The sequence below is a fragment of the Streptomyces sp. NPDC021224 genome (assembly GCF_044332905.1).
In the GTDB taxonomy this organism is placed as follows: Bacteria; Actinomycetota; Actinomycetes; order Streptomycetales; family Streptomycetaceae; genus Actinacidiphila.
Genome location: NZ_JBIRPW010000001.1, coordinates 935,116 through 958,987, shown reverse-complemented (window position 1 = coordinate 958,987; position 23,872 = coordinate 935,116). Strand labels below are relative to the sequence as shown.

Annotated in this window: 18 protein-coding genes; 4 read left to right on the top strand and 14 right to left on the bottom strand. The window is 74.2% G+C overall.

From position 1 onward, the window contains the following. Positions 1-3: 3 nt before the first annotated feature. The 6 genes from ACH4PY_RS04265 to ACH4PY_RS04240 form a co-directional block, all read right to left on the bottom strand. A complete protein-coding gene (locus ACH4PY_RS04265; RefSeq protein WP_398175692.1) occupies positions 4-444 on the bottom strand; it encodes a peptidase inhibitor family I36 protein in 441 nt (146 codons plus the stop codon). A 138-nt stretch (positions 445-582) separates the two neighbouring features. Continuing rightward, on the bottom strand, positions 583-1,809 hold the full coding sequence (locus tag ACH4PY_RS04260) for a low temperature requirement protein A (RefSeq protein ID WP_398176086.1): 1,227 nt from the start codon (positions 1,807-1,809) through the stop codon (positions 583-585). Between the two features lie 98 nt (positions 1,810-1,907). After that, positions 1,908-3,293, bottom strand: a complete 1,386-nt coding sequence (locus ACH4PY_RS04255) for a threonine/serine exporter ThrE family protein (protein WP_398175690.1) — start codon at positions 3,291-3,293, stop codon at positions 1,908-1,910. Between the two features lie 30 nt (positions 3,294-3,323). Continuing rightward, positions 3,324-4,730: a dipeptidase gene (locus ACH4PY_RS04250; RefSeq protein WP_398176084.1), complete on the bottom strand. Its 1,407-nt coding sequence runs from the start codon at positions 4,728-4,730 to the stop codon at positions 3,324-3,326. A gap of 206 nt (positions 4,731-4,936) precedes the next feature. Next, positions 4,937-6,874 (bottom strand): molecular chaperone HtpG, encoded by a 1,938-nt coding sequence (gene htpG / locus ACH4PY_RS04245; protein ID WP_398175688.1) that lies wholly within the window; start codon positions 6,872-6,874, stop codon positions 4,937-4,939. Between the two features lie 201 nt (positions 6,875-7,075). Continuing rightward, entirely contained in the window at positions 7,076-8,017 is a 942-nt protein-coding gene (locus tag ACH4PY_RS04240; protein WP_398175686.1) for a DUF5996 family protein, read from the bottom strand. Between the two features lie 273 nt (positions 8,018-8,290). Between ACH4PY_RS04240 and ACH4PY_RS04235 the strand changes: the two genes are divergently transcribed. Further along, on the top strand, positions 8,291-9,928 hold the full coding sequence (locus tag ACH4PY_RS04235) for a TROVE domain-containing protein (protein WP_398175684.1): 1,638 nt from the start codon (positions 8,291-8,293) through the stop codon (positions 9,926-9,928). 109 nt (positions 9,929-10,037) lie between these two features. Here ACH4PY_RS04235 and ACH4PY_RS04230 read toward each other — a convergent pair whose 3' ends face one another. Next, positions 10,038-11,879, bottom strand: a complete 1,842-nt coding sequence (locus ACH4PY_RS04230; RefSeq protein ID WP_398175682.1) for a discoidin domain-containing protein — start codon at positions 11,877-11,879, stop codon at positions 10,038-10,040. Between the two features lie 621 nt (positions 11,880-12,500). On the opposite strand from ACH4PY_RS04230, the gene ACH4PY_RS04225 reads away from it, so the two are divergent. Beyond that, complete coding sequence (locus ACH4PY_RS04225; protein WP_398176082.1) at positions 12,501-13,700, top strand: Ig-like domain-containing protein; 1,200 nt, start codon at positions 12,501-12,503, stop codon at positions 13,698-13,700. A gap of 128 nt (positions 13,701-13,828) precedes the next feature. Here ACH4PY_RS04225 and ACH4PY_RS04220 read toward each other — a convergent pair whose 3' ends face one another. The 3 genes from ACH4PY_RS04220 to ACH4PY_RS04210 all read right to left on the bottom strand — a co-directional run bounded on the left by ACH4PY_RS04220 (position 13,829) and on the right by ACH4PY_RS04210 (position 17,390). After that, a complete protein-coding gene (locus ACH4PY_RS04220; RefSeq protein ID WP_398175680.1) occupies positions 13,829-15,088 on the bottom strand; it encodes an FtsX-like permease family protein in 1,260 nt (419 codons plus the stop codon). Next, positions 15,067-16,221, bottom strand: a complete 1,155-nt coding sequence (locus ACH4PY_RS04215; RefSeq protein WP_398175678.1) for an FtsX-like permease family protein — start codon at positions 16,219-16,221, stop codon at positions 15,067-15,069. The genes ACH4PY_RS04220 and ACH4PY_RS04215 overlap by 22 nt, the downstream gene beginning before the upstream one ends. Positions 16,222-16,703: 482 nt before the next feature. Continuing rightward, the gene (locus ACH4PY_RS04210) at positions 16,704-17,390 is read right to left on the bottom strand and encodes an ABC transporter ATP-binding protein (RefSeq protein WP_398175676.1); all 687 of its coding nucleotides are present in this window, start codon (positions 17,388-17,390) and stop codon (positions 16,704-16,706) included. Between the two features lie 134 nt (positions 17,391-17,524). Here ACH4PY_RS04210 and ACH4PY_RS04205 point away from each other — a divergent pair, with 134 nt between their 5' ends. Together ACH4PY_RS04205 and ACH4PY_RS04200 are read left to right on the top strand one after the other, a co-directional pair. After that, positions 17,525-18,805 carry a sensor histidine kinase gene (locus tag ACH4PY_RS04205; RefSeq protein ID WP_398175674.1) on the top strand — a complete coding sequence of 427 codons (1,281 nt, stop codon included), beginning with the start codon at positions 17,525-17,527 and terminating at the stop codon, positions 18,803-18,805. Next, positions 18,778-19,443 (top strand): response regulator, encoded by a 666-nt coding sequence (locus ACH4PY_RS04200; protein ID WP_398175672.1) that lies wholly within the window; start codon positions 18,778-18,780, stop codon positions 19,441-19,443. The genes ACH4PY_RS04205 and ACH4PY_RS04200 overlap by 28 nt, the downstream gene beginning before the upstream one ends. Here ACH4PY_RS04200 and ACH4PY_RS04195 read toward each other — a convergent pair. From ACH4PY_RS04195 to ACH4PY_RS04180, 4 genes are all read right to left on the bottom strand, one after another. Further along, positions 19,440-19,772: an MmcQ/YjbR family DNA-binding protein gene (locus ACH4PY_RS04195; protein WP_398175670.1), complete on the bottom strand. Its 333-nt coding sequence runs from the start codon at positions 19,770-19,772 to the stop codon at positions 19,440-19,442. The two genes, ACH4PY_RS04200 and ACH4PY_RS04195, sit on opposite strands and share 4 nt — an antisense overlap. A gap of 10 nt (positions 19,773-19,782) precedes the next feature. Further along, positions 19,783-20,724, bottom strand: coding sequence for an alpha/beta hydrolase (locus tag ACH4PY_RS04190; protein ID WP_398175668.1), 942 nt, complete (start codon positions 20,722-20,724; stop codon positions 19,783-19,785). A 271-nt stretch (positions 20,725-20,995) separates the two neighbouring features. Further along, positions 20,996-21,559, bottom strand: coding sequence for a TetR/AcrR family transcriptional regulator (locus ACH4PY_RS04185; RefSeq protein WP_398175666.1), 564 nt, complete (start codon positions 21,557-21,559; stop codon positions 20,996-20,998). A 41-nt stretch (positions 21,560-21,600) separates the two neighbouring features. After that, complete coding sequence (locus tag ACH4PY_RS04180) at positions 21,601-23,736, bottom strand: hypothetical protein (RefSeq protein ID WP_398175664.1); 2,136 nt, start codon at positions 23,734-23,736, stop codon at positions 21,601-21,603. Between the last annotated feature and the right edge of the window lie 136 nt (positions 23,737-23,872).

The following is a 23,872-nucleotide window of genomic DNA, read 5'->3' as shown; positions in this document are numbered from 1 at the left end:
GCCTTACTGCGTCCAGAGGTAGGACGCGTTCTGGTTGTACGTGTTCACCAGCTGCTTCTTCTGGAGCGTGCCGACGTAGTCGGAGGCGCCCATGAAATTGCTGTTGTAGTACACGTACACGGACTTGGTGACGTTGCGGTTCCACGCCGAGGCCGCATTGTTCTTGACGTACTGGCCGTATCCGGCGAGCCCCTTGGTCAGGAACGTGTAACCGGCGAGGTTCTTGATATTCCCGTCTTCGTAGCGGCTGTCGAAAAGCGACCCCGCCTGGTTGGAGTTGTAGTACAGGCAGAACTCGCCGGTCCTCGCCTGCCCGGAGACGCCGGCGTTGCAGACGCCGTCGCGGTCCGCCGCCGTGGCCGTGGCCATGCCCATGACCGTGGCCAGGGCGGTCGCCGACAGCACCGCCGCGGCCCCGCCCAGAACCTTCCTTGCCTTGCTCATCGAACGTCCTCTCGGATAACGGAAATCGACTGATGACTTCCGCTGCCGAGAAAGGTACTCCCGATATCACGGGGTATTCACCACGACCCGCCCGGGATGATGAGATATAAAATTTGACATTCATCTGACATTCATGTGTCAGGAATTCCGTGCCGCCCCGATGTCCGCGAGCATCCGCCGCTGGTGCCGGTGGCCCACCGTCTCGTAGCCGACCACCGTCATGAACGGCGCCAGCGTCAGGACGAGCAGGCACGTCGGGACGGTGACACCGGCCGCGGCGAGCAGCGCCGCGGCCAGCAGGACCAGCAGCGTCAGGCCGATGAGCAGCAGGTGGAAGGGGTCGGGCGCGGACAGCAGCAGGGTGTGCAGCAGATAGACCGTCAGCAGGTAGAGGCCGACGGGCAGCACGAGGGCGAGCACGACGGCGAGGTCGCCGATGTGCGCGTGCTCCTCCAGGCTCAGGCCCGCGACGTGCAGCCCCGCGCCCGCGCCCGCGATGCCGAGGAAGACCGCCATGTGGCCGTAGCCGAACAGATAGCCGCGCGACCTGCGGTGGACGAGGATGTCGCCCCACGGCACGGCGAAGTACACCCACCACATACCGAAGGTCAGGCCGACGCCCGCGATGACGATCGCGACGGCGTTCCACGTCCACATCGTGCCGTCCCGGCCGCCCAGGAGTTCACCCGAAGAGGCGACGGTGCCGACGACGCCCTCGCCCAGGGTGATGATCGCGAAGAGGCTGTAGCGCTCGGCGACATGGTGCGGATGCCACGGCGTGCCGCCCGCGCCGCCCTGGCCGAACACCGGCAGCAGCAGCTCCATGACCGCCAGGACGGCGAAGAGCGTGAAGGCGGCCGCCTGCGGCATCGTCACGAAGCCGACGACCACCCAGCCGGCCTGCACGACCACCGTCCAGCGGATGCTGGCCATGCCCACGTCGTGGAAGTCCGGCGCCGCGCGCGCGGCCCGCCACCACTGGGCGACCATCGCCACCCGCATCACGACGTAGCCGATCACCATCGCCCGCAGCTCCAGATGGCCGCCCTCCTTGACGGAGTGGAACATCGCGGGCAGGCCGAGGGCGAAGACGACGACCCCGATCATCTGGAGCATCGTCAGGACGCGGTAGAGCCAGTCGTCGGTGCCGAAGGCCGAGGAGAACCAGCTGAAGCTGATCCAGGCCACGGAGATCGCGAACATCGCGAGGACGAAGGCCACGACACCCTTGCCGTAGACGCCCTCGGCGACCATGTCCGCGAACTGCCCGGCCGCGGTGCCGACGGCGACGACGAAGGTGAGGTCGAAGAGCAGCTCCAGGGGCGTGGAGACGCGGCCGTGCTCCTCGGGGTCGCGCCCGCTCATCGGGACGAGACCGTGCGCCAGCCCGCCGTCTCCCCCGCCGTCTCCCCCGCTGCCGCTGACCCCGCCCGTGCCGTGTTCCGACTCGCTCATACGCAGCATCATGCCGTGGCGGCGGCTCCCGGCCGGCGTTCAGCGGCGACCGCGCCGACCAGCAGGCCGACGGCGATGGCCGTGACGATCGTGACCAGCTTCGTCAGGTCGCGGAAGCCCTCGACGGGGTAGCCGCCCGCGAGCGCGGTCAGGCCGCGCAGGCCCAGCGAGCCGACCGTGAGGGTGAAGAAGCCGGGCAGCAGCAGCACCAGACGGGGCGGCAGGCCCGGCCGGGCACCGAGCCAGGTGGCCGCCGCGCCCAGCACCACGGCGGCCGCGAAGGTGCCGCCGACCTCGCCGACGAGCTTGGTCGCACCGGTCTGGACGCCCACCGTCGCGTACACCAGCAGGAGCAGCATGCCCAGGTGCCGTACGGGCACGGCGAAGGCCAGCACGGTGCCGGCGGTGAAGACGATCCAGGCCAGGAAGAGCGCCCAGCGCGGCAGGTCGGAGGTGGCGGCGACGTCGAACAGGTCGTGCCGCGAGCGGCCGGTGACGGCCAGTCCGAGCAGCACCCCGAGGAAGAGCTGGACGAGCAGGAACACCGCGTAGACCAGCCGGATCGCGCCCGTGGTGAGGAATCCGGCGGCGAGTTCGGCGGTGGCGGCGGACAGGTAGTCGCCGGGGACGAAGTAGAAGAGCGCGGGCAGCATCAGCAGCACCGGGCCGCCGTGCGCGGGGGTGCGCGCGAAGGCCTCCAGTGTGAGAAGCGAGACGGTGGCGGCCGCGACCAGCGGCAGGATCGCCGCGAGCCGCCGCGCGCGCCCGGCGCTGACGGCGAGCGTCGCGGTGATCGCGCCGAGCACCGCCGACGTCCAGATCTCGTACCAGGTGGGCTGCATGAGCGGCGCGAAGCCGACCGCGAAGAGCGTGATGCCCAGCAGTCGCAGCCACCACGGGTACGGCTGCGGCGCGTCGCGGATCGCGGCGAGCGTGCGGGCGGCCGTGGCGGTCTCCAGACGGCCCGCGGACACGTCCGTGAGCAGCGGTTTGAGGGCGATGACCTGGTCCATCCGGAAGGCCTCGGGGAAGCCGCGGACGGTCACGGTGCTCAGCTCGCCGTGCGAGGTGACGGTGACGGTGGCGCCGTCCGGCACCACGACCAGGTCCGCGTGCGCGCCGAGCCCGCGGGCCGCGGCGCCGACGGAGCGGTGGACCTGCTCGGCGCCCTCGCCGCTGGTGTCGAGCAGGAGGCGGGTGAGGTCGGCGAGGAAGGCGACCGTCTCACGGTGCGCGGCCCGGTCGGCCGGGGCGGGCGTGGCGCCGGACGGCCCGGCGGTGGGGACGGCCCAGGTGCCCGGGGCGTCCGCCGGGGCCTCGGGCGTACGGCCCTGCGGGGACGGGGACGGGGCCGGGGCCGGGGACGGGGACGGCTGCGGGTCGGAAGGGTTCACGGGCTCACCGCGCCTCACCACCTCACCGCCTCACCGGCGGGAGGCGCCGAAGAGGGTCAGGAAACGGGCCTCGACCTCGGCCATGTGCTGGATCTCGGACGGGTCGACGCTCTCGTTGGGCGCGTGGATGAGGCACAGCGGCTCCTCGACGCCCATGAGGACGATCTCCGACCGCGGGTAGCTGTCGGCCAGCACGTTGCACAGCGGGATGGAGCCGCCCTGCCCGACGAAGGCCATCGGCTTGCCGTAGACCTTGCGCATCGCCTCGCCGAGCGCCCGGTACGCGGACCCGTCCGTGACCGCGGCGAAGGGCTCGCCGGTCCCCTCCGGTTCGACGGTGACGCGGACGCCCCAGGGCGCGGCGTTCGCCAGGTGGTCCATGAGGGAGCGCTCGGCCAGATGCGCCTGGAGCCCCGGCGGGATGCGCAGCGAGACACGGGCCCGCGCGGTGGCGGGCACGGCGGCGGCCGAGCCGACGACGGGCGGGCAGTCGATGCCCAGGACGGTGACGGCGGGGCGGGCCCACAGCCGGTCGGCGACGCTGCCCGAGCCGGTGAGCGGAACCCCTTCGAGCACACCCGCGTCCTCGCGGAACCGCACCTCGTCGTAGGGCTCGCCCTTCCAGCGGCCGTCGCCGGGCAGGCCCTGCACCCGGGTGCCGCCGGTCTCCGGGTCGCGCAGCGTGGCGAGCACGTGGACGAGCGCGGCCAGCGCGTCGGGCGCCGGTCCGCCGAACATGCCCGAGTGCACCTCGCCGGCCAGCGTCTCGACCGTCACCACCACGTTGACCAGGCCGCGCAGCGACACGGTGGCCGTGCCCGTGCCCACCTCGGCGTTGCCGGTGTCGCACACCAGCAGGGCGTCGGCGGTGAACAGCTCGCGGTTCGCGGCGACGTACCGCTCCAGGCCGCCGGTGCCCTGCTCCTCCGAGCCCTCGGCGACGAACTTCACGTTCACCGGCAGGTCGTCGCCGAGGGCGCGCAGCGCGGTGAGGTGCATGACGATGTTGCCCTTGCAGTCGGCCGCGCCGCGCCCGTACCAGCGGCCGTCGCGCTCGGTCAGCTCGAAGGGCGGGGTGCGCCAGGCCTTCTCGTCGAGCGGCGGCTGCACGTCGTAGTGGCAGTAGAGCAGCACGGTGGGCGCGCCGGGCGGGCCCGGACGGTGGCCGAGGACGGCCGAGCTGCCGTCGGGGGTCTCGGCGAGGTGCACGTCGTGCAGACCCGCCTCGGTGAGGGCGTCGGCGACCCACTGTGCGGCGCGGCGGCACTCCTCGGGCGGATACTGCCGGGGGTCGGCGACGGAGGGGATCGCGACCAGCTCGGCGAGATCCGCCTTGGCGCGCGGCATGAGCGCGGCGATCCGGGCGGCGAGGCCCTCGGGGACGGCCCCCGCCGGCTCCGCCGGTCGGCGCTCCGGCACGTCGGCCGGACCATCCATCGCGCACACGGGCACCTCCCCGGACCGGAGCGGCCACCTCGGCGGCCCCTCCGGTCAGCATTCGCCCGCCCCGCCCCCGCCGCATGCGGGGCTGACCCGAACGGACGACGGACGGGGCGGCGCGCGGGGACCCGGCAGCCTGGCCCCGCTTGCGGAGGGGAGGGGCGCCCGGCGCGGGGGTGCTCCGGCGCCGGGCGGGGCAGGCCCTAGAGGCCCGCCTCCAGGCGGCCGGTCACGAGGGAGACGAAGCGGGCCGGGTCGGTGAGTTCGCCGCCCTCGGCCAGCAGGGCGAGGGAGTGGACGAGTTCGGCCGTCTCGCCGAGGGCGGGGTCGTCGGGGCGGTCGGCGCGGGCCTTGTTGAGGCCGGCGATGAGCGGGTGCCCGGGGTTGACCTCCAGGATGCGCTTGACCGTCGGGACCTCCTGGCCCATGGCCCGGTAGATGTTCTCCAGGGCGGGCGTGATCGCGTCCGCGTCCGAGACGATGCAGGCGGCCGAGACCGTCAGCCGGGAGGACAGCCGGACCTCCTTGACCGTCTCGCTCAGCGACTCGGTCATCCACGCCAGCAGGTCGGCGTACTCCTGCTGCTGCTTCTCCCGTTCGCCCTCGGCCTTCTCGGCGTCCTCGGTGCCGCCGAGGTCGACCTCGCCCTTGGCGACCGAGCGCAGCTGCTTGCCGTCGAAGCCGGGCACGACGTCGACCCACACCTCGTCGACCGGGTCGGTCAGCAGCAGCACCTCGACGCCCTTGGCGCGGAAGGCCTCCATGTGCGGTGAGTTCTCCACCGCCTGGCGGGACTCGCCCGTCAGGTAGTAGATGTGCTCCTGGCCCTCCTTCATGCGGCTCACGTAGTCGGCCAGCGTGGTGGGCGTGTCCTTGTCGTGGGTGGTGGCGAAGACGGACGCGGCGAGGATCGCGTCCCGCTCGCCGTTGTCGCCGAGCAGGCCCTCCTTGAGGACGCGGCCGAACTCCCGCCAGAAGGTGGCGTAGCGCTCCGGCTCGGCGGTCATCATCTCCTTGACCGTCGAGAGCACCTTCTTGGCCAGGCGGCGGTGCATGAGCTGGATCTGCCGGTCCTGCTGGAGGATCTCGCGGGAGACGTTGAGCGACAGGTCCTGCGCGTCGACGACGCCCTTGACGAAGCGCAGGTAGGACGGGAGCAGCGCCTCGCAGTCGTCCATGATGAACACGCGCTTGACGTAGAGCTGGACCCCGCGCCGGTAGCCCTGCATGAACAGATCCTGCGGCGCGTGCGAGGGGATGAAGAGCAGGGCCTGGTACTCGAAGGTGCCCTCGGCCTGGAGGCGGACGGTCTCCAGCGGGTCGATCCAGTCGTGGCTGATGTGCTTGTACAGCTCGTGGTACTCGGCGTCGGTGACCTCGTCGCGGGAGCGGGCCCACAGCGCCTTCATCGAGTTGAGCGTCTGCGGCTCGGGGGCGGCGCTCTCCGCCTCCGCGCCCTCGCCGTCCTCGTCGCCGGCCGCGGCGGGCTGCTCCGCGGCCATCCGGATCGGCCAGGTGATGAAGTCCGAGTACCGCTTGACGATCTCCCGGATCTTCCACGGCGAGGTGTAGTCGTGCAGCTGGTCCTCGGTGTCCTCGGGCTTGAGCTTCAGCACGATCGAGGTGCCCTGCGGCGCGTCGGGGACGTCCTCCACGGTGTACGTGCCCTCGCCGCCGGACGACCAGCGGGTGCCGTCCGTCTCGCCCGCCCGGCGGGTGAGCAGCGTGACGTCGTCGGCGACCATGAAGGCGGAGTAGAAGCCGACGCCGAACTGGCCGATGAGCCGCTCGCCCGAGGCGGCGTCCCCGGACTGCTGCATCTCCTTGAGGAAGGCCGCCGTACCGGACTTGGCGATCGTGCCGATGAGCTGCACGACCTCCTCGCGGGACATGCCGATGCCGTTGTCGCGGACGGTGAGGGTGCGCGCCTGCGGATCCGTCTCGATGGTGATGTGCAGGTCGGACACGTCGGCCCCGAGCGTGTCGTCGCGCAGCGCCTCAAGCCGCAGCTTGTCCAGCGCGTCGGACGCGTTGGAGAGCAGCTCCCGCAAGAAGACGTCCTTGTTGGAGTAGATCGAGTGGATCATCATCTGTAGAAGCTGGCGCGCTTCCACCTGGAACTCGAACGTCTCGGCAGACATGGCGGCTGGCCCTTCTCCGGTCACCTATGGGTGGTGGGTTGCTGACTCCCAGAACCATAGATCAACCGGAGCAGTACGCGGGCCGCTCCGTCCCCAGCCTGTGGACAACTTCCGGCCATCGTGCCGGACCCGCAGGTCAGCCCGCCGGGCGCAGGTCAGCCCGCCGGGCCCGGGTCCGTCACGCCGCCGGGCCCGGGTCCGTCACGCCGCCAGGCGCGGGTCCGTCACCCCGCCGGGGCACTCGCGGCACTCCGGGCGCCGCTCCCAGCCCGCCAGCTCGGCGCCCGCGTGGTACGCGCTGTCGTAGAAGGCCAGCACCGTCGCCCACGGGTCGGGCGTCGCGCGCGCGTCGTCGTACATCAGCAGCGCGATATGGCTGCCGCGTGCCTCCGACCAGGTCGCCTCGGCCGGTTCCAGCGGGCGCGCGGCCAGTCCCGGCGGCTCGGGCGCGGTGTAGGAGTAGAAGGCCGGGGCGGGCACGGTGTCGTCGCCGAACCAGAACCCGGCGCTGATCACCTCCCGCGAGTACGCCTCCCGCGTGACCGGGTCCGCCGACGCGGGCTGGCCGATCTCGCGCTCGGAGAAGCGCGTCACCGCGATGTCGAAGGTGTGCCAGAAGTGGTGGACGGGGCTGGTCTTCCCCGAGTAACCCGCGGAGAAGGTCTCCAGCACGAGGTTGACCTGGCTCAGGATGCGCCAGTAGCGCCCGACCGCCTCGGCGTCGTACGCGCGGTGCTCGTGGTCCTCGGCGAAGGGCCGCCGGGCGTCCGGCAGGTCGTAGGGGTACGCGTGCTCGGGCGAGGCGTCGATGTCCAGCGCGACGAGGGCCTGGAGGGTGTCCCGGTAGAAGTCGGCGACCGACCGACCGGCGAGCGGAAAGGACTGCTCGCGGCCCGCGAGGGTGCGCACGAGCAGGCGGTGCGCGACGAAGTCGAAGTCGATGCAGAAGGTGTTGCCGCCGTGGACCGGGCCCATGGGGCGGGTCGTGATGCCGCGCCCGGTGACGTGGAAGGGCACGTTCCACCAGTGGTTGCGGCGCGGGCTGCCGGCGAGGCGGATCTTGCCCACGATCTGCACGAAACGGTGCAGCGTCTCCTTGGTGTCACGCCACTCGTCCAGCGCGAGCGCCGGGAACAACTCCACGTCACCCTCCTCCGTCCGGGCCCGCAGGCCGTCCCGCCCAGCCTCGCCCGCGTCCCGCGCGCCCGCCACCGGGCAGGGCCGCACGGGTGAGCGCACGCGCCTCGCACGGGGCGGCGAAATCGGGTGCCGCGCCACCGGGCGGCGCGGTAGCGTCGGGAGCGGCCTCCCGGTGCGCAGGTTGCGGTTACTTCCTTGTCGAATTTGCCCCCATGGGGCGAATGGGTCCCTGTGATCCAGAAACCGTCGCCGACTCGATCTCGGGAGGCCTTCTCCATGGCGCGCTTCAACACCCGCCGCACCGCCGCGGCCGCAGTGACCTCGCCGGTCCGCACGACCGGACAGCGGGTCGCGACGTACGAGGGCGCGTCCGGCTATGTGCGGGACGCGCGGTCGGAGCTGTTCCTGCTCGCGGTGGGCAACTACGTCGGGCTGGAGACGTACTACGAGCAGGCCGACGCGCGGGACGAGCGGTACGCCCGGCTGGTGCGGGAGTCGGCCGTCACCGACCCGGTGTGGACGGCGGGGCTGCTGGGCTGGCTGCGGCAGGAGGCCCACATGCGGACCGCCGCGCTCGTGGGCGCGGCCGAGTTCGCGCACGCGCGGCTGGCGGCGGGGGCGGACGCCGTCCCGGCGGAGGGCGCCGCGGGCAACCGGGCGGTCGTCGCGAGCGTGCTGCAACGCGCGGACGAGCCGGGCGAGTTGCTGGCGTACTGGATCTCGCGGTACGGGCGGCGGGTGCCGCAGCCGGTCAAGCGCGGGATCGCCGACGCGGTGCGGCGGCTCTACACCGAGCGGGCGCTGCTGCGCCACGACGCGGACGGCGCCGCCTACCGCTTCGGCGACGTCCTGGAGCTGACGCACCCGCGCCCCTCCGCACCCTGGCAGGGCGACCTCTTCCGGCACGCCCTGGACCGGCGGCACGGGCGCGGCACCGAGGTGCCCGAGAGCCTCACGACGATACGCGCGCGGCGGGAACTGCTGGCCGAACCCGTGGCTCGGCGGCGTGCGTTGGTGCGCTCGGGCCCGGCGGGCAGCGAGCGGCTCGCGGCGGCGGGCATGTCGTGGGAGGCGCTCGCGGGCTGGTTGCAGGGGCCGATGGACGCGGCGGCCTGGGAGGCGGTGATCCCCGGCATGGGGCTGTTCGCCCTGGTACGCAACCTGCGCAATTTCGACGAGGCCGGGGTGGGTGACGCGGCGGCCGGGGAGGTCGTCCGGCGGCTGTCGGACCCGGCGGAGGTGGCGCGCTCGCGCATGCTGCCCTACCGCTTCTGGGCCGCGTACAAGCACACCGCGTCGCTGCGCTGGGCGGCGGCGCTGGAGCGGGCGTTGACGCTGTCGCTCGCCAACGTGCCCGCACTGCGGGGGCGTTCGCTGATCCTGGTGGACCGCTCGCCGTCGATGTTCCCCGGCTACCCGTTCTCGACGCCGAACCGGTCGGACATCCCGCTCGCCGAGCAGGCGGCGGTGTTCGGCGCGGCGCTCGCGGTGCGGTCGCAGGCGCCGACGCTCGTGGAGTTCGGGATCGCCAACCGGGAGCTGCCGGTGCCGAAGGGCGGCAGCGTGCTGCGGCTGGTGGAGTCCTTCGGCCGGCACGACGGGACGGACATCCCGTCGGCGGTGCGCGAGCACTTCGACGGCCACGACCGGATCGTGGTGGTGACCGACGAGCAGACCCGGATGGGCTGGTTCCCCTCCAACGGGGATCTGCGCGGCGGCATGCCGACCACCGAGATCGACGCGCTCGTCCCCGCCGACGTCCCCGTCTACATGTGGAACATGGCCGGTTACGCCCCCGGCGCCACCGAGTCCGGCCGCGGCCGCCGGCACTCCTTCGGCGGCCTGACCGACCACGCGTACGGGATGATCACGCTGCTGGAGTCCGGCCGGGACGCCCGCTGGCCCTGGTCCTGAGGCCCGAACGGCCCTGCGCGGACGGGGAAGTACGGCGGCCGCTCCGGTACGCGGGGAGGCGTACCGGAGCGGCCGGAATGGCGTCCGTCGTGCGGTGGGGGCGGGGGGCTCAGGTGCCGTAGACCTGGAACTCCCAGAGCGAGTAGCCGTATTGGGTGGTGCGGGCGGTCCCGTACATCCGGACGTAGCGGCCGGTGCCGCTGACGTTCAGCGTCTGGGTGCCGCCGGTGCCGGCCGTGGTGCTGTAGACACTCGTCCAGTTGGTGCCGTCGTTGGACGTCTGGATCTGGAACGACTTGCCCGCCGCCGTCTCCCAGTTGAGCACGACCTGGCTGATGGTGTGGCTCGCGCCGAGGTCGACCTGGAGCCACTGCGGGTCGGTGAAGCCGCTCGACCAGCGGGTGCCGGTGTTGCCGTCCACGGCCATCGGGGCGGTGAAGCTGGCATTCTCGCTGGACGACGCGGTCGCGGTCTTCCCCTGCGAGAGGAGGGTGGCCTGGCCGGGGCCGCCCGGGTCGCCGCCGCCGGACGTCGGGGTGCCGAACAGGGCCAGTTCGTACAGCGAGTTGCCGTACTGCGAGGCTCTGGCGGTGGAGTAGACCCGGACGTATCTGGCGGTCGCGTTCAGGCTGGTGTCCTGGATGTCGGCCGGGGAGTTGTTGTTGCTGTAGACCGTGGTCCAGGTGCTGCCGTTGGTGGACGTCTGCAACTGGTAGGCGGACGACGCCGCCGCCTCCCAGGTCAGGGTCGCGTGGTTGAGGTTGTAGTTCTGGCCGAGGTCGACCTGGAGCCACTGCGGGTCGGAGAAGCCGCTCGACCAGCGGGTGGTGATGTCGCCGTCGGTGGCGTTGGACGCCGGGAACTGCGCGCTCTCGTTCGACGACGACGTGGTCGGCTTGCCCTTGGCGATGTTCGTGCCGTGGTCGGGCGTCTTGTTGTAGACGGCCACGTAGTCGACGTTCATCTGGCCGCCGGAGACCGTGGCGGCGTTGGGGCCGCCGCCGAAGGCCGCGGGGAAGCCGCCGCCGATCGCCAGGTCGAAGATGATGTAGAAGCTGTGGTCGACGGCGTTGGCCCAGGTCGCGGCGTCCACCTGGCTGGAGTTGACCGTGAAGTAGTTCGCGCCGTCGAGGTAGTAGCGGATCTGCTCGGGAGAGGTCGAGCGGTCGATCTCCACGGCGTAGGTGTGGTAGCCGGTCTGGCAGCCGGAGCAGGCGCGCTCGCCGCTGCCGAGGCCGGTGGTCTCGTTGCAGGGGCCGCCCGAGCCGACACCGCAGTGCAGGGTGCCGAAGACGGAGCTGCGGCCGTTGATGTCCTCCATGATGTCGACCTCGCCGGAGCCCGGCCAGGTCACCCCGACGCGCAGCGGCGCGCCGAGCATCCAGAACGCGGGCCAGTAGCCCGCGCCGTTCGCGGTCGAGACGTTCGGCTGCTGGATGGACGCCTGCATCCGGACGACACCGCCGGGGGGCGCCCCGAAGCCGTCCGCCTGCGTCTCGACGCGGCCGGACGTCCAGCCGGTGGCCGGGTCGCTGCCGTCGTGCAGGGCGCGCAGCACCAGGTGGCCGTTGCCGTCGGTGTAGACGTTGGACGTGCTGTTGGTCATCGTCTCGATCTCACCGGTGCCGAACGTCCAGCCCGCGCCCGCGTCGTAACGCCAGGTGTCGGTGTTCAGTCCGGTGTTGGCGGCGCCGTTGAAGTCGTCGCTCCAGGTGGTCGTGAAACCGGCCGGAGCGGCGGGCACCGCCGCGGGGGCGGCGGCCGCGGCCTGCTGGGCCGCGGGCTTCGCGGCGGCGGGCTGCACGGCGGTCGGCGCCGCCGAGGCCGGGCCGGATCCCGCGAAGGTGACCGCCGCCATCGCGGCCGCCGCGAGCAGCCCCACGCCGAGGCGGCGGAAGAGCCGCTGCGGGGGTTCGGTTGTTCTGCCCCGAATGCCTGAGATGTCTCTCATGCCTGTCGTCGACATGCGGAACGTACTCCTTCTCCTGTGGGGGGCGGCAGCGCAACGTGGGGGCCGCGCCGCCGGGTTGGGAGTGCTGAGAGCGCTCTCAGGAGAGTCCCGTCCCGCATCCGGCGTGTCAAGACAACCGGCAACGTTTACGGAACGAACCCGCCGCCCCGAACGTCCTTACGATGGGACCCGACGACCGACCCCGTCGATTGACCCCGGCGGAACGGGGCAACCGGACGGGCAGGGTGGCCGGTTCAGTACGTCAGGAGCGGGCGCCGTCAGCCGTACGTGCGCCGGCTCACCCGGCAGTCGGCGCTTCGGACCCGGCGGCGATGGGGAGAGTCGGGAAGGCAGTCCGGGCGGGGCAGGAACCGCCCAGGTCAGGTCGCACACAGGAACGTGACGTATCAGTCATGCAACAGCCGCAACCACGGGCCGGGAATGCGGTCTCCTAGAGTGCGACCTTTGCGGAAATGGGGAGACACGACAGTGATGACGGAGAAGACGGCGGCAGACACCGCCACCGGGGCGGAGGCAGCCGCGCCTGACGGCTGGACAACCCGGGCGATATCGGGCACTTCACGGATATTCGGCACCCGCGGACAGCGCGTCCGGCGCGGCATGACGGCCCTCGCGGTCGGCGCGGTGCTGCTCGGCGCGGCGGCCTGCGGCGGCAACGCGGACGCGCACTCCGACGGCTCGGACGGCAAGGGCGGCTCCTCCGCCCAGGGCCAGTCCTCGGACAACGCCTCGCAGGCCAAGCTCACCGTGACGCCGGCGAACGGCGCGACCGGCGTCGACACGGCCGGCGGGCTCAAGGTCGCGGCGGCCCAGGGCAAGCTCACCAAGGTCACGGTGACGTCGAAGGACGGCACCGCGGTCGACGGCACGATCTCCGCCGACGGCGCCACCTGGACGCCGAAGGGCAACCTGCGCACCGGCACGCAGTACTCCGTCGCCGCGACCGCGACCGACGCCAAGGGCAAGCAGGCCACCACGCAGTCGGCCTTCACCACCCTGAGCCCCGGTGACTCGGCCGCCAACTACGGCATCTTCAACGTCGCCTCGAACGCCACGTACGGCGTCGGCATGGAGGTGTCGATCCGCTTCAGCAAGGCGGTCACCAACCAGGCCGACGTGCGGCACGCGATCACCGTCACCGCCGAGCCGAACGTACCGGTCGAGGGCCACTGGTTCAGCTCGCAGCGCCTCGACTTCCGCCCGGAGGCCTACTGGGCGCCCGGCACCAAGGTCACGCTGCACCTGAAGCTGGACGGCGTGAAGATGTCCAAGACGACCTACGGCAAGCAGTACAAGGACGTCAGCTTCACCATCGGCCGCTCGCAGACCTCCGTCGCCGACAACAAGGCGAAGACGCTGACCGTCTACCGCGGCAACAAGGTGCTGCGCACCCTGCCCGCGAGCCTCGGCGACGCGCAGCACACCACCTACAACGGCAAGATGGTGATCGAGGAGAAGTCCAAGGTGGTGGACATGGACTCGCAGACCGTGGGTCTGGGCAACGCCTACCACATCAAGGACGTCCCGCACGGCATGCGGCTCTCCGACTCCGGCACCTTCGCGCACGGCAACTACTGGCGCCCGGTCTCGACCTTCGGCCACGAGAACACCAGCCACGGCTGCGTCGGCCTGCACGACGTCAAGGGCGGCAACGACCCGAGCACCCCGGCCGCGTGGTTCTACAACAACTCGCTGATCGGCGACGTCGTGACGGTCGTCAACTCCCCGGACAAGACGATCCAGCCGAGCAACGGCATCAACGGCTGGAACATGTCCTGGACGGACTGGGTCGAGCACTGAGCCATCCCCTGGCCCCACCCCTGACCCACCCCTGAGGCCCTTCCCGGCCTCCCCTGCCGCAGCCCCGCAGGCCCCGCCCCCGCGCCCACCGCGCGGGAGCGGGGCCTGCGGGGTTTCGTACGTGGGGGCTACGGGCGCGGGCGGGTGCGCAACAGGTGGCGGAGGACCGGGGCCGTGGTCGCTGTGATCGCGGCTGTCGCGCAGGCCGTGGTCGCGAGGGTCAGCTCCTGCCAGGGGAGGGTCAGGGGGGCGGGGGTGGCGAGGCGGGCCAGGGCCGCGTGGAGGGTCGCGAGGTGGAGGCCTGCGGTGAGGAGGCCGAGGGCGGCGCCGACCGCGACGGGGAGGAGGGACTCGGCCGCGGTCAGACGGAGGAGCTGGAGGCGGGTCGCGCCCGAGCGGCGCAGCAGGGTCAGCTCGCGGGCGCGGGCCGCGGTGGACACCGCCTGGGCGGTCGCGAGGGCGAGGACGGCGTAGAGCAGGGCGATGCCCAGGGTCAGCGCCAGGCCGAGGCGGGTGGTCGCGGTGCTGTGCGGGGCCGTCGCACGGACCCACGCCGGGCCGGTACGGACGTCCGCGCCGGGCACCGCGTGGCGCAGCTGCGCCGAGACCGCCGCCGGGGACGCGCCCGGGGCCAGGCGGATACGGACCAGGGCGGGGGCCGCGCCCGGCGGGGCGTTGTGCGCGGTGACGTAGACGCCGTTGTCGCCCGTGCCCTGCGCCAGGACCGCGGCGATCCGCAGCCGCCGCCTGGTGCCGTCGGCGAGCCATACGGTCACGGTCTCGCCGACCGTGTGCCGCTGCCACTCGGTGGTGACGACGATCGAGCCGTCGTCGAGACCGGCGAGGCTGCCCGCGACGTCCGGCAGCCGTACGGTCCCCGGCAGCGTCGCCGGGTCCACGGCCCAGCCCTGCGAGCGGATCAGCGCGACGCCGTCTTCGAGGGTGGTGATCTGCGTGCTGGTCACGGCGGAGGCCGTCCGCACGCCGGGGGTCGTGCGGACGCGGGACAGTTCGGCGGGGGCCAGCCCGCCCGCCGCCGTGAGGACGAGATCGGCGGTCGTGGCACGGGCGATCTCCGCGGACTTCGCGGCGTTCACCGTCGCCACCGCGCCGGGCAGCGCGCCCGCGAGGGCGACCACCGCCACGACGGGCGCCGCCACCGCGGCCGTACGGCGGGCCGCCGCGGCCGCCTGCGCCCGTACGAGCCGGCCGCGCGCGCCCAGCAGCCGCAGCAACGGCCGTACCAGCGCGGGCGACAGGGCCGCCGCCGCGGCCACCAGCAGCATCGGACGCGACACGTACGACTTGCGGTGCAGCAGGTCGCCGGGGTCGGTGGCCAGGGAGTACGCGGCCAGGCCGAGGGCCGTCAGCAGCAGCGCGCCCCCCACGAGGGCGCGGCCCGGGTCAGGGCGCGGACCTGCGCGTCTGCCTCCCGCAGCGCCTCCGCCGGGGCGGTGCGGCCCGCACGCCAGGACGCGGCCGCGCTGCCGACGAGGGCGGCGGCGACCGTGGTGGCCGCCGCGACGGGGTACGGCCACAGGTGGCCGCCGTCCGCCGTGAACCACGCCGGGGCGAGTCCGCTGCCGGCCATCCAGCGGGCCAGCACGCCCGCGCCGTACGCCCCGCCGAGCGCGCAGCCCGCCGCGGCGGCCGGGATCGCGAGCAGCAGCTGCTCGGTGAGGACGCGGCGGCGCAACCGGCCCGCCGTCGCGCCCGCGAGCCGCAGCAGGCCGAACTCCCGGCGGCGCGCCGCCACCGCGAGGGCCGTCACGGACGACACGGCGAAGACCACGACGAAGCCCGTGACGCCGGTGGCCGTGCCGAGGACGACCTCCACGCCGGTCAGGGCGGTACGGTCCGCTGCCGCGTCCGGGTCGGCGGCGCGTCTGGCTCCGCCGGTGAGCACGGTCGCGCCGGGCGCGCTCGCCTCGACCGCGCGGCGGACCGCCGCCGGGTCGGCGTCCACGGCCACCTGGCGGATGAGCGGGGCGAGTTGGGCGGCGCGGGCGTCCGTGAAGAACAGGGCGCGCTCGAAGGGGTGGGGGGCTTCGACCGTGCCGACGACGTGCAACGTGCCGAGGGCGGTGCGGAGGGTGGCTCCGGGCTCGGCCCATCTCCCGCTCGACGCCACCTCGTCCGGGGCGTGCGGGGCCCGGCCCCGGGTGAGGCGGTAGCCGCCGAGCGGGGCGACCGACCACGGGTGGCCGGTGGTGGGGCCTGTCGCTGTGCGTACGGCGAAGGAACGGTCCTCGGTCACGGGGCCGATGTCCGCGAGCGCGCGGAGAAGGGCGGGGGGCAGGGGGCGGGGTTCGGGGAGGGGGACGGTGCGGGTGCCGTGGGGGGTGGGGACGTGGAGGGTCGCGTCACCCGTGACCACGGTTTTCGCGTGGGCGAATCGGTGGGGGGTGGTGGTCGGGGGGCCGGTGAGGGCGGTGGCGAGGGCTTGGAGGAGGGCGCAGATGAGGGTGGCGGCGGTGAGGAGGGCCACGAGGGTGGCCCAGCGGGTTCGGGGCGAGGTCATGAGGGGGTGCCGTTCTGGGTCTCGCGCTTGCCGCGCGGGGGCTGAGTTGTTCGTCTGCCGGTTCGGTGGGGGGTGCTCGCTCCGTTCTCCCCCAGAGCTTCGCCTGGGAGGTACCCCCACGCGCCCCTTCGCTTCGGGGAGCGTGGTGCGGTGCGTTGTGCGACCTTGCGGTGGGTGGGTGGCTTGTCGCGCCGTTCCTCGCGCCCCTTTCGCGGCGCGCCGGTGGGTGGGTCGGGGGCCGCCACGGGGCACCTCCTCGGAATGCGCCTTCGCCCTCGTACCGAGTCGGTGAGCTACTCCCAGCGCATTCCTGCGGGGGCACCCCGCACCGTCCCCCTCCAGGCCGGACTAGCGGCTGACAGCCGGTGGGGGTGAGGGTGAGGGTTCTCGTTTTCAGGGGCGCGGGGAACTGCGCGACAAGCCCACCACCGGCGGACGATCGCGACGCCTACCGCAACAGGCACCCCCGGGGCGGCGGGTAGTCAGGGCGAGGTGGCGGGTGAGATTCGGCCCGCCGCCAAGGCGATCGTGTGGGTCACGTAAGGGGCCGCGGTCGTCGGGGAGTGGGTGATCATCACTACCGTGCGGCCCGCCAGGGCGATGTCGCGGAGGAGGGTGAGGACGTGTTCCGCGGCGGGCGCGTCGAGCGCGGCCGTGGGTTCGTCGGCGAAGAGGACGGCGGGGCGGGTGACGAACGCGCGGGCGAGGGCGACGCGTTGTTGCTGGCCGCCGGAGAGGTGGGCGGGGTGGTGGTGGGCGCGGTCGGCGAGACCGACGGCGGTGAGGGCGTCGTGGACGGCGCCGGGGGCGGGGCGGCGGCCCGCGAGGCGGAGGGGGAGGGCCACGTTCTGGGCGGCGGTGAGTCCGGGGAGCAGGTTGTAGGCCTGGAAGACGAAGCCGATGTGTTCGCGGCGCAGCCGCGTGAGGCGGGCGTCGCGGAGCCGCGTGAGATCGGTGCCGTCGAGCACGACGCGTCCGGTGGTGGGGCGTTCGAGGCCGGCGGCGCAGTGCAGGAGGGTGGTCTTGCCGGAGCCGGAGGGGCCGGTGACGGCGGTGAAGGTGCCGCGGGCGAAGCGCAGGGACACCTTGTCGAGGGCCGTCACCGTACCGCCGGCGGCGGCCGGGTAGGTGCGGGTGACCTCGTGGAGGGTGAGGACGTCGTCGTTCATGCCGCAAAGCCAACTCGGTGCGGGGCGTGCGGACATCACGGCTGGGGTGAGATTTGGGGGTATGCCTGGCACTACCGCAGCGGTGGGGCCTGCCCGGTCGCGGGGTGCGGGGGCGCGCTCCTACGGTGGGCGGCATGCGTGACCGTACTGTGTGGCAGGCCCTGGCCAGGGGGCGTTTCCTGGTGTCGGCGTGGCCGTGGCGGGCGGCGGCGTACGTGGCGGCGGGGGTGCCCGCGGGGGCGCTGACGCTGGTGGCGCTGGCGCTGCTGCTGGCTGTCGGCGGAGCGTTGTCGCTCGTGCTGGTGGGCCTGCCGGTGCTGGTGCTCGCGGCGTTCGCGGGGATCCCGGTGGGGGCGGTGGAGCGGCGCCGACTGCGGCTGGTGGACGCGCGTCCGGCGCCGTCGCCGCACCGGGCGCCGCCCGCTTCGGGGCCGGGGAGTTGGGCGCTGGCGCGGGCGCGGGAGGGCGCGACGTGGCGCGAACTCGGGTACGCCGCGCTGTTCGCGCTGGTGCTGTGGCCGCTGGACGCGCTCGTGCTGACCGGCGCGGTGCTCGTGCCGGGTGCGCTGCTGGCGGCGCCGGTGATGCTGGCGGTCAACGGGGGCACGTCGACGAAGGTGCTCAAGTCGTGGACGGTGGAGGGCTGGCCGCCCGCCGTGGGGGTGGCGCTGCTCGGTGTGCTGGGCCTGGCGGCGGGCGGCTACGTGCTGGGTGCGGCGGCGGGGGTGCGGGCGGCGGCGGCCCGCGCGCTGCTCGTACCGGCGGACGCGGGGACCCGTATCTCCGAACTGACCCGCTCCCGGGTGCGGTTGGTGGACGCCTTCGAGGCGGAACGGCGGCGGATCGAGCGCGATCTGCACGACGGGGCCCAGCAGCGGCTGGTCGCCCTGACGATGACGCTGGGCCTCGCGCGGCTGGACGCGCCGCCGGGGCCACTGGCCGAGCAGTTGGCGCAGGCCCACGAGCAGGCGGGCGCCGCGCTGGCGGAGTTGCGGGAGCTGATCCACGGCATCCACCCGCGGGTGCTCGCCGACTACGGTCTGGCGGCGGCTCTCACGGACGCCGCCGACCGCTCCCCCGTGCCCGTGGACGTGGCGCTCGATCTGGACGTACGGCTGCCGCCCGCGGTCGAGGCGTCGGCGTACTACGCGGTGTGCGAGGCGCTCGCGAACGTCGCCCGCCACAGTGGCGCGGGCCGCGCGGAACTCACCGGCGGCTGGGCGCGCGGCCAGCTCACCCTCCGGGTGGACGACGACGGGCGCGGCGGCGCCGACCCGGAGCGCGGCAGCGGGCTGGCGGGGCTCGCCGACCGGGTCGCGGTGGTGTCCGGCACACTGGCTCTGACCAGCCCGCCCGGCGGTCCGACCCGACTGCGAGTGGAGATCCCGTGCCGACCGTCCCGACCGGCGGACTGACCGTCGTCGTCGCCGAGGACAGCGTTCTGCTGCGGGACGGCCTGACGGGCCTGCTCACCCGGTTCGGCCACCGGGTGGCGGCGGCCGTCGGCGACGCCCCCGCGCTCGTCGGGGCGGTCGCCGCGCACCGCCCCGACATCGTGCTCACGGACGTGCGGATGCCGCCCGGCTTCCAGGACGAGGGCCTGCGCGCGGCGGTCGCGCTGCGCGCCCAGCACCCGGGCCTGCCCGTGCTGGTGCTCAGCCAGTACGTCCAACGCGCCTACGCCGTCGATCTGCTGGACTCCGGTGACGGCGGCGGCGTCGGCTACCTACTCAAGGACCGGATCGGCCAGGTCGAGGAGTTCGTGGCGGCCGTCGAGGACGTCGCGGCGGGCGGCACGGTCGTCGACCCCGAGGTCGTACGGCAGTTGCTGCGACGGCGGCGCGATCCGCTGGAACGCCTCACCCCGCGCGAGCGAGAAGTCCTCGCTCTCGTCGCGCAGGGCCACTCCAACCGGGCCGTCGCACGCGAACTCGTCGTCTCCGAGGCAGCGGTGGGCAAGCACATCGGCAGCATCCTGACGAAGCTGGACCTGCCGGTGACGGACGACACCCATCGCAGGGTGCTCGCGGTACTCGCCTTCCTGCGGGCCTAGACCGGCGGCTCGGCGTCCGGTGGGGCCGCCTGGCGCCAGGAGTCGAGCAGGATGTCGTGCAGTTCGGCGCGGTCGTCGAGGGCGGCGAGCCGGGCCCGTACCCACGAGGAGTGCGCCTCGTGCGCCGGCACCCAGAACTTGCGCGGCTCGGAGGCGATCAGCTCCGCGCGTTCGGCGCGCGGGCAACGCACCGCGAACGACGTCCCGTCGTCCGGCACGGTGACGAACATCCGCCCCGCCACGTGGAAGGTCGGGATGTTCCACAGCTCCTTCTCGGAGGCGAGCGGGAAGGAGAGCGCGATACGGCGGACGTCTTCGGGACCGAGCATTCTCCGCATGCTAACCGGCGGGCCGGTGGCGCGGGACGAGCGCGCGCAGGTCCGCGAAGAAGCGGTCGTGGGCCGCGGCGGCGGCCGGGTCGACCAGGTCCATGCCCTGGATGAAGCCGTGCTCCAGGCCCTGTTCGCACCGGTGGCGTACGGACACGCCCGCGGCGGTGAGGCGTCGGGCGTACGCGTCGCCCTCGTCGCGCAGCGCGTCGTGCTCGGCGGTCACGATCAGGGCGGGCGGCAGCCCGGAGACGTCGACGGCGTGCAGCGGGCTCGCGGCGGCCCGGCCAGCCGGGTCGGGGACGTACGCGGACGCGAAGTACGCGAGTGCGTCGGTGTCCAGCCCGTGGCCGGTGCCCTTCTCGGTGACCGAGGGCAGGGCCAGGGTCAGGTCGGTGTTCGGGCACACCAGCGCCTGGAGGCCGGGCAGCGGCCCGCCCTCGTCCCGCAGCGCCAGGCACGCGGCGGCCGCGAGGAAACCGCCCGCGCTGTCCCCCGCCACGGCGGTGGGCCGCGCCCAGCGCAGCACGGCGAGCGCGTCGTCGAGCGCGGCGGGGTGCGGGTGTTCGGGCGCGAGCCGGTAGTCGACGGCGAGCACGTCCACCGCGCAGGCGCGGGCGATGCGGCGGCACGTGCGGTCGTGGGTGTCGAGGTCGCAGAAGACGAAGCCGCCGCCGTGGAGGTAGACGAGCAGCGGGACGCCGTCGCGGGTGGGGGCGTTGGCGTCCGGCGCCGAACCGGCCCCGGGGGCGGTGGTGTCGGGGGCCGCGCCCGCCGCGCCCGGCGCCTCCGCCGTCCCCGCCGTCTCCTCCGTGCAGCGGTAGAGCCGCAGCCGCAGCCCGCCCGGCCCCACCAGGTCGCGGACGGCGGGCAGTTCGGGCCCGCGCGGACGGGTCGCGGCACGGTCGCGGGCCCTGCGGCGGAGCTGCTCGTGGAAGTCGGGGGGCAGCAACGCGTTCAGCGCTCCTCGGTCGTACGGCCCGGGTCGCGTACGTCGCACCCGGGGGCGGGGGGACGGGCCGGGTCGCGGGCAGCGCGCCCGGGTACGGCGGGACCGCCCGGGTCGCGTACGTCGCACCCGGGTACGGCGGGACGGGCCGGGTCACGTGCGGCGCGCCCGGGGCCGGGCACGTCGGCGTGCGCCCTCGCGTCGTACCGGGTCGCGGCGCGCCGGCCCCGTACGGACGTGGCGGCGGCGTGCGCTTTCGCCCCGTAGCGCGCCCTCACGCGCGCAGCCCCGCCAGCACGGCCCGTACCAGGCGGTGGACGGCGGCCTTCGTCGGGAGGGCGCGGGCCGCGGTGGCGGCGGCCAGGCAGTAGCGGGCCAGCTCATCCGCCGGGATGTCGTCGCGCACCTCGCCCGAGAGGGCCGCCTCGGCGACGAGGCCCGTGAGGAAGTCGGCGAGCTGTTGCTCGGCCCCGGTGGTGCGCCCGGCGCGGTGCAGGGCGGCGGAGGGGTCGTGCGGCGGGTGCTCGTACTGGATGTGCGCGTAGGCCTCCAGGACGGCGGCGAGCCGGGTGGCGGCGTCCGGCGCGACGCCGCCCGCCGCGGTGAGCTGCGCGAGGTGGGCGGCGGCCTGGCGTTCGTGCCAGGCGGCGAGGATCGCCTCGACGTCCGGGAAGTACTTGTAGAGCGTGGCCCGGCCGATCCCGGTGCGCTCGGCGATCAGCGACATCGTCACGCCGGTGACGCCGCGCTCGGCGACCAGCGTGGCCGTGGTGTCGAGCGTCGCGTCCCGGACCGCGCTGCGGTGCGCCTCGATCGTCTCGTTCCACAGTTTCGGCACGTCGGCAGTGTAGGCGTCCGGTCCGGGCGGGGCCCCGGGCGTCAGGGCAGGTCGATGTCGTGGCCGCCCGCCGCCGTGATCAGCCACCGCAGCGCGTCGCCCCCGCCGTACGGGTGACCGTCGATGGTGAAGCGCACGCGGCCGCCGTGCCGCGGGACGTCCCACCAACGCCAGCCGCGGGCTTCGGCACCGCCGCGCGGGTCGAAGAAGTGGAGCCAGTCCAGCAGCCGCCAGGGCGCGGTGGCGTCCGCCGCGCGCTGTTCGCGGCCGAGCACGCGCCACCACGCACGCCGCTGCTCGGCCGTGCTCTTGTCCGCGGGGGGAGCGCAGCGGTCGGTGAACCAGCCGGGGAGCAGCTCCGGCCAGGCGTCGTCCGCGGGCCACCGGGTGGGCGGCCCGGCGGTGTGCGGGAGGACGGCCAGCAGGACCTCGCGGATGCGGGCGACGACGTCCGCCGCGTCCGGCGCGCGGAAGGTGGCCTCGACGAGGAGCAGCGGGCTGCGCACGCCGTCGGGCAGGCCGTGCCGGACGCGCAGGAGTTCGGTCAAGGGGGCCGTGGGCGCGAGGAGTTCGTGCAGGATCTGGCGCTGCCCGTGGTGCAGCCGGGTGGCGGACTCCGCCAGTTCCAGCAGTTCGGCGGTCTGTTCGGGTGTGGGCTCCAGTGGGACGTACGGCCCGCCGCGCCGGTGCCAGGCCGGCGGCTGGGCCTGCTGGACGACCCGCACCGCGGCGTCGGCGGCGCTGCGGGCGACCCCGCGGTCGGCGCCCGCGGCGGCCCGCAGCAGCGCGGTCAACTGCCGTACCGGGTCGCGTTCGTCGAGCAGCCGCAGCCCGGCCCGGCGGACGGCCACCCGCGAGGTGTCGGCGAGCAGCGACTCCCCGAGCCCGGGCGGGAGTTGGCCGGTACGGGTGGCGAGCGCGGCAGCGGCCTCGCGGACCACCGAGGCGTAGCGGTCGTGCAGCAGGGGCACGACGTTGACGACGGGCACGGCGTCCATCGTCCGCAGACCGCGCAGGGCCGCGGCCCGCACCCGGTGCTGGGGGTGCGCGAGCAGTGCCGCGAGCCGGTCGGCGTCCTCCTTGCGCCCGCACTCGGCGAGCCCGGCGATGGCGCCCGCGGCGGCGGTACCGCTGGCGCGCGAGCCCGGCGGGTCCTCCCCCGGCGGGCGGGCCTGCGCGGGCACCTCCGCCGCCAGTTCGGCGACCGCGGCGCGGTACCACGCCGGCGCGTCCGTACCCGTACGGCGGGCGGCGTCGCGGGCCGTGGCGCGGACCAGCGACGAGGGGTCGGCGAGGTGGTGCGCGGCCTCCTCCGGGTGGCCCGCGCGGACCATGCCGGTGAGGGCGAGGGCGCGGACGTCCCGGTCGACGGTGGCGGTCAACCGGCGCAGCACGTCGAGGCGTTCGGACCAGACCGCCTCGCGGGCGGCGGCGTGCGCGGCGGGCACGCGGCAGCGCCGCTCGGGGTCCTCCGTCGCGAGCGCGGTCAGCCGCTGGAGCGGCAGCCGTCCCGTGGCGACGGCGGTGCGCACGGCGAACGCGCGCACCCGCGGATCCGGTGCGGACACCAGCCCGTCCAGTGCCGCGGCCCCGTGCGCGGCGGTCAGCGCGGATACGGCCTGCTGCCGGACGAAGTCCCCGCGTTCGCGCCGGGCCAGCAGTTCGGCGAGGGGCACGAGGAGCGGCACGTAGCGCTGCGGATCGGCGTGCAGCAGCACGGCGAGCGCGCCGCGTGCCCGGTCCCGCACCGGGCCGGCCCAGTCGGCGGTGCGCAGGGCCAGGAAGACCGCGAGTGCGGGCGGCACCTGCGGTTCGGCGAGCCGCGCCACGATGCGGCGGACGGCCGCTTCCCGCGTGCGGCCGTTCCGGTCGCAGGAGGCGAGGGCGATCGTGAGCGGACCGGCGTCGTACGCGAGGGGGTTGTGCTCCCTGCCGTACGCGCCGCCGCCCGGGGCGGGGCCGCTGCGCAGTGCGCGGTCGAGGAAGAGCACGGCCCGCGGTGTGCCGGCGAAGGCCCGCAGCCCGTGCTCGACGAGCCCGGCCGCCTCCAGCCCCCGTACGGCGTCCGCGAGCCGCGTCCCCGCGTCGGGCCCGCGCTGCGCGGCCCGCGTGACGGCGTGGTCGAACGCCACGCGGACGTCGTAGGTCTCGGCGGCGGAGGGCGGCGTGGCGGGCATGTCCCCATCGTGCCGGGGCCCGGCCGCCGCCACCCGCCATTTTCTCGGCGCCCCCGCGCACCGGCCTTCCCTTGCAGAGCCGGTGCGGCCGGCGCAGTACGGTGCTGGGAGCGTCGCGTGCCGGTGGCAGACCGTG

Excerpts from the sequence above, each read along its gene's own strand:
- ACH4PY_RS04210 (WP_398175676.1), bottom strand. The coding sequence starts at position 17,390 with ATGAACGACGACGTCCTCACCCTCCACGAGGTCACCCGCACCTACCCG.
- ACH4PY_RS04260 (WP_398176086.1), bottom strand. The coding sequence starts at position 1,809 with ATGAGCGGGCGCGACCCCGAGGAGCACGGCCGCGTCTCCACGCCCCTG.
- ACH4PY_RS04225 (WP_398176082.1), top strand. The coding sequence starts at position 12,501 with ATGACGGCCCTCGCGGTCGGCGCGGTGCTGCTCGGCGCGGCGGCCTGC.
- ACH4PY_RS04195 (WP_398175670.1), bottom strand. The coding sequence starts at position 19,772 with ATGCTCGGTCCCGAAGACGTCCGCCGTATCGCGCTCTCCTTCCCGCTC.
- htpG (WP_398175688.1), bottom strand. The coding sequence starts at position 6,874 with ATGTCTGCCGAGACGTTCGAGTTCCAGGTGGAAGCGCGCCAGCTTCTA.
- ACH4PY_RS04215 (WP_398175678.1), bottom strand. The coding sequence starts at position 16,221 with ATGACCTCGCCCCGAACCCGCTGGGCCACCCTCGTGGCCCTCCTCACC.
- ACH4PY_RS04265 (WP_398175692.1), bottom strand. The coding sequence starts at position 444 with ATGAGCAAGGCAAGGAAGGTTCTGGGCGGGGCCGCGGCGGTGCTGTCG.
- ACH4PY_RS04250 (WP_398176084.1), bottom strand. The coding sequence starts at position 4,730 with ATGGATGGTCCGGCCGACGTGCCGGAGCGCCGACCGGCGGAGCCGGCG.
- ACH4PY_RS04230 (WP_398175682.1), bottom strand. The coding sequence starts at position 11,879 with ATGAGAGACATCTCAGGCATTCGGGGCAGAACAACCGAACCCCCGCAG.
- ACH4PY_RS04205 (WP_398175674.1), top strand. The coding sequence starts at position 17,525 with ATGCGTGACCGTACTGTGTGGCAGGCCCTGGCCAGGGGGCGTTTCCTG.
- ACH4PY_RS04180 (WP_398175664.1), bottom strand. The coding sequence starts at position 23,736 with ATGCCCGCCACGCCGCCCTCCGCCGCCGAGACCTACGACGTCCGCGTG.
- ACH4PY_RS04235 (WP_398175684.1), top strand. The coding sequence starts at position 8,291 with ATGGCGCGCTTCAACACCCGCCGCACCGCCGCGGCCGCAGTGACCTCG.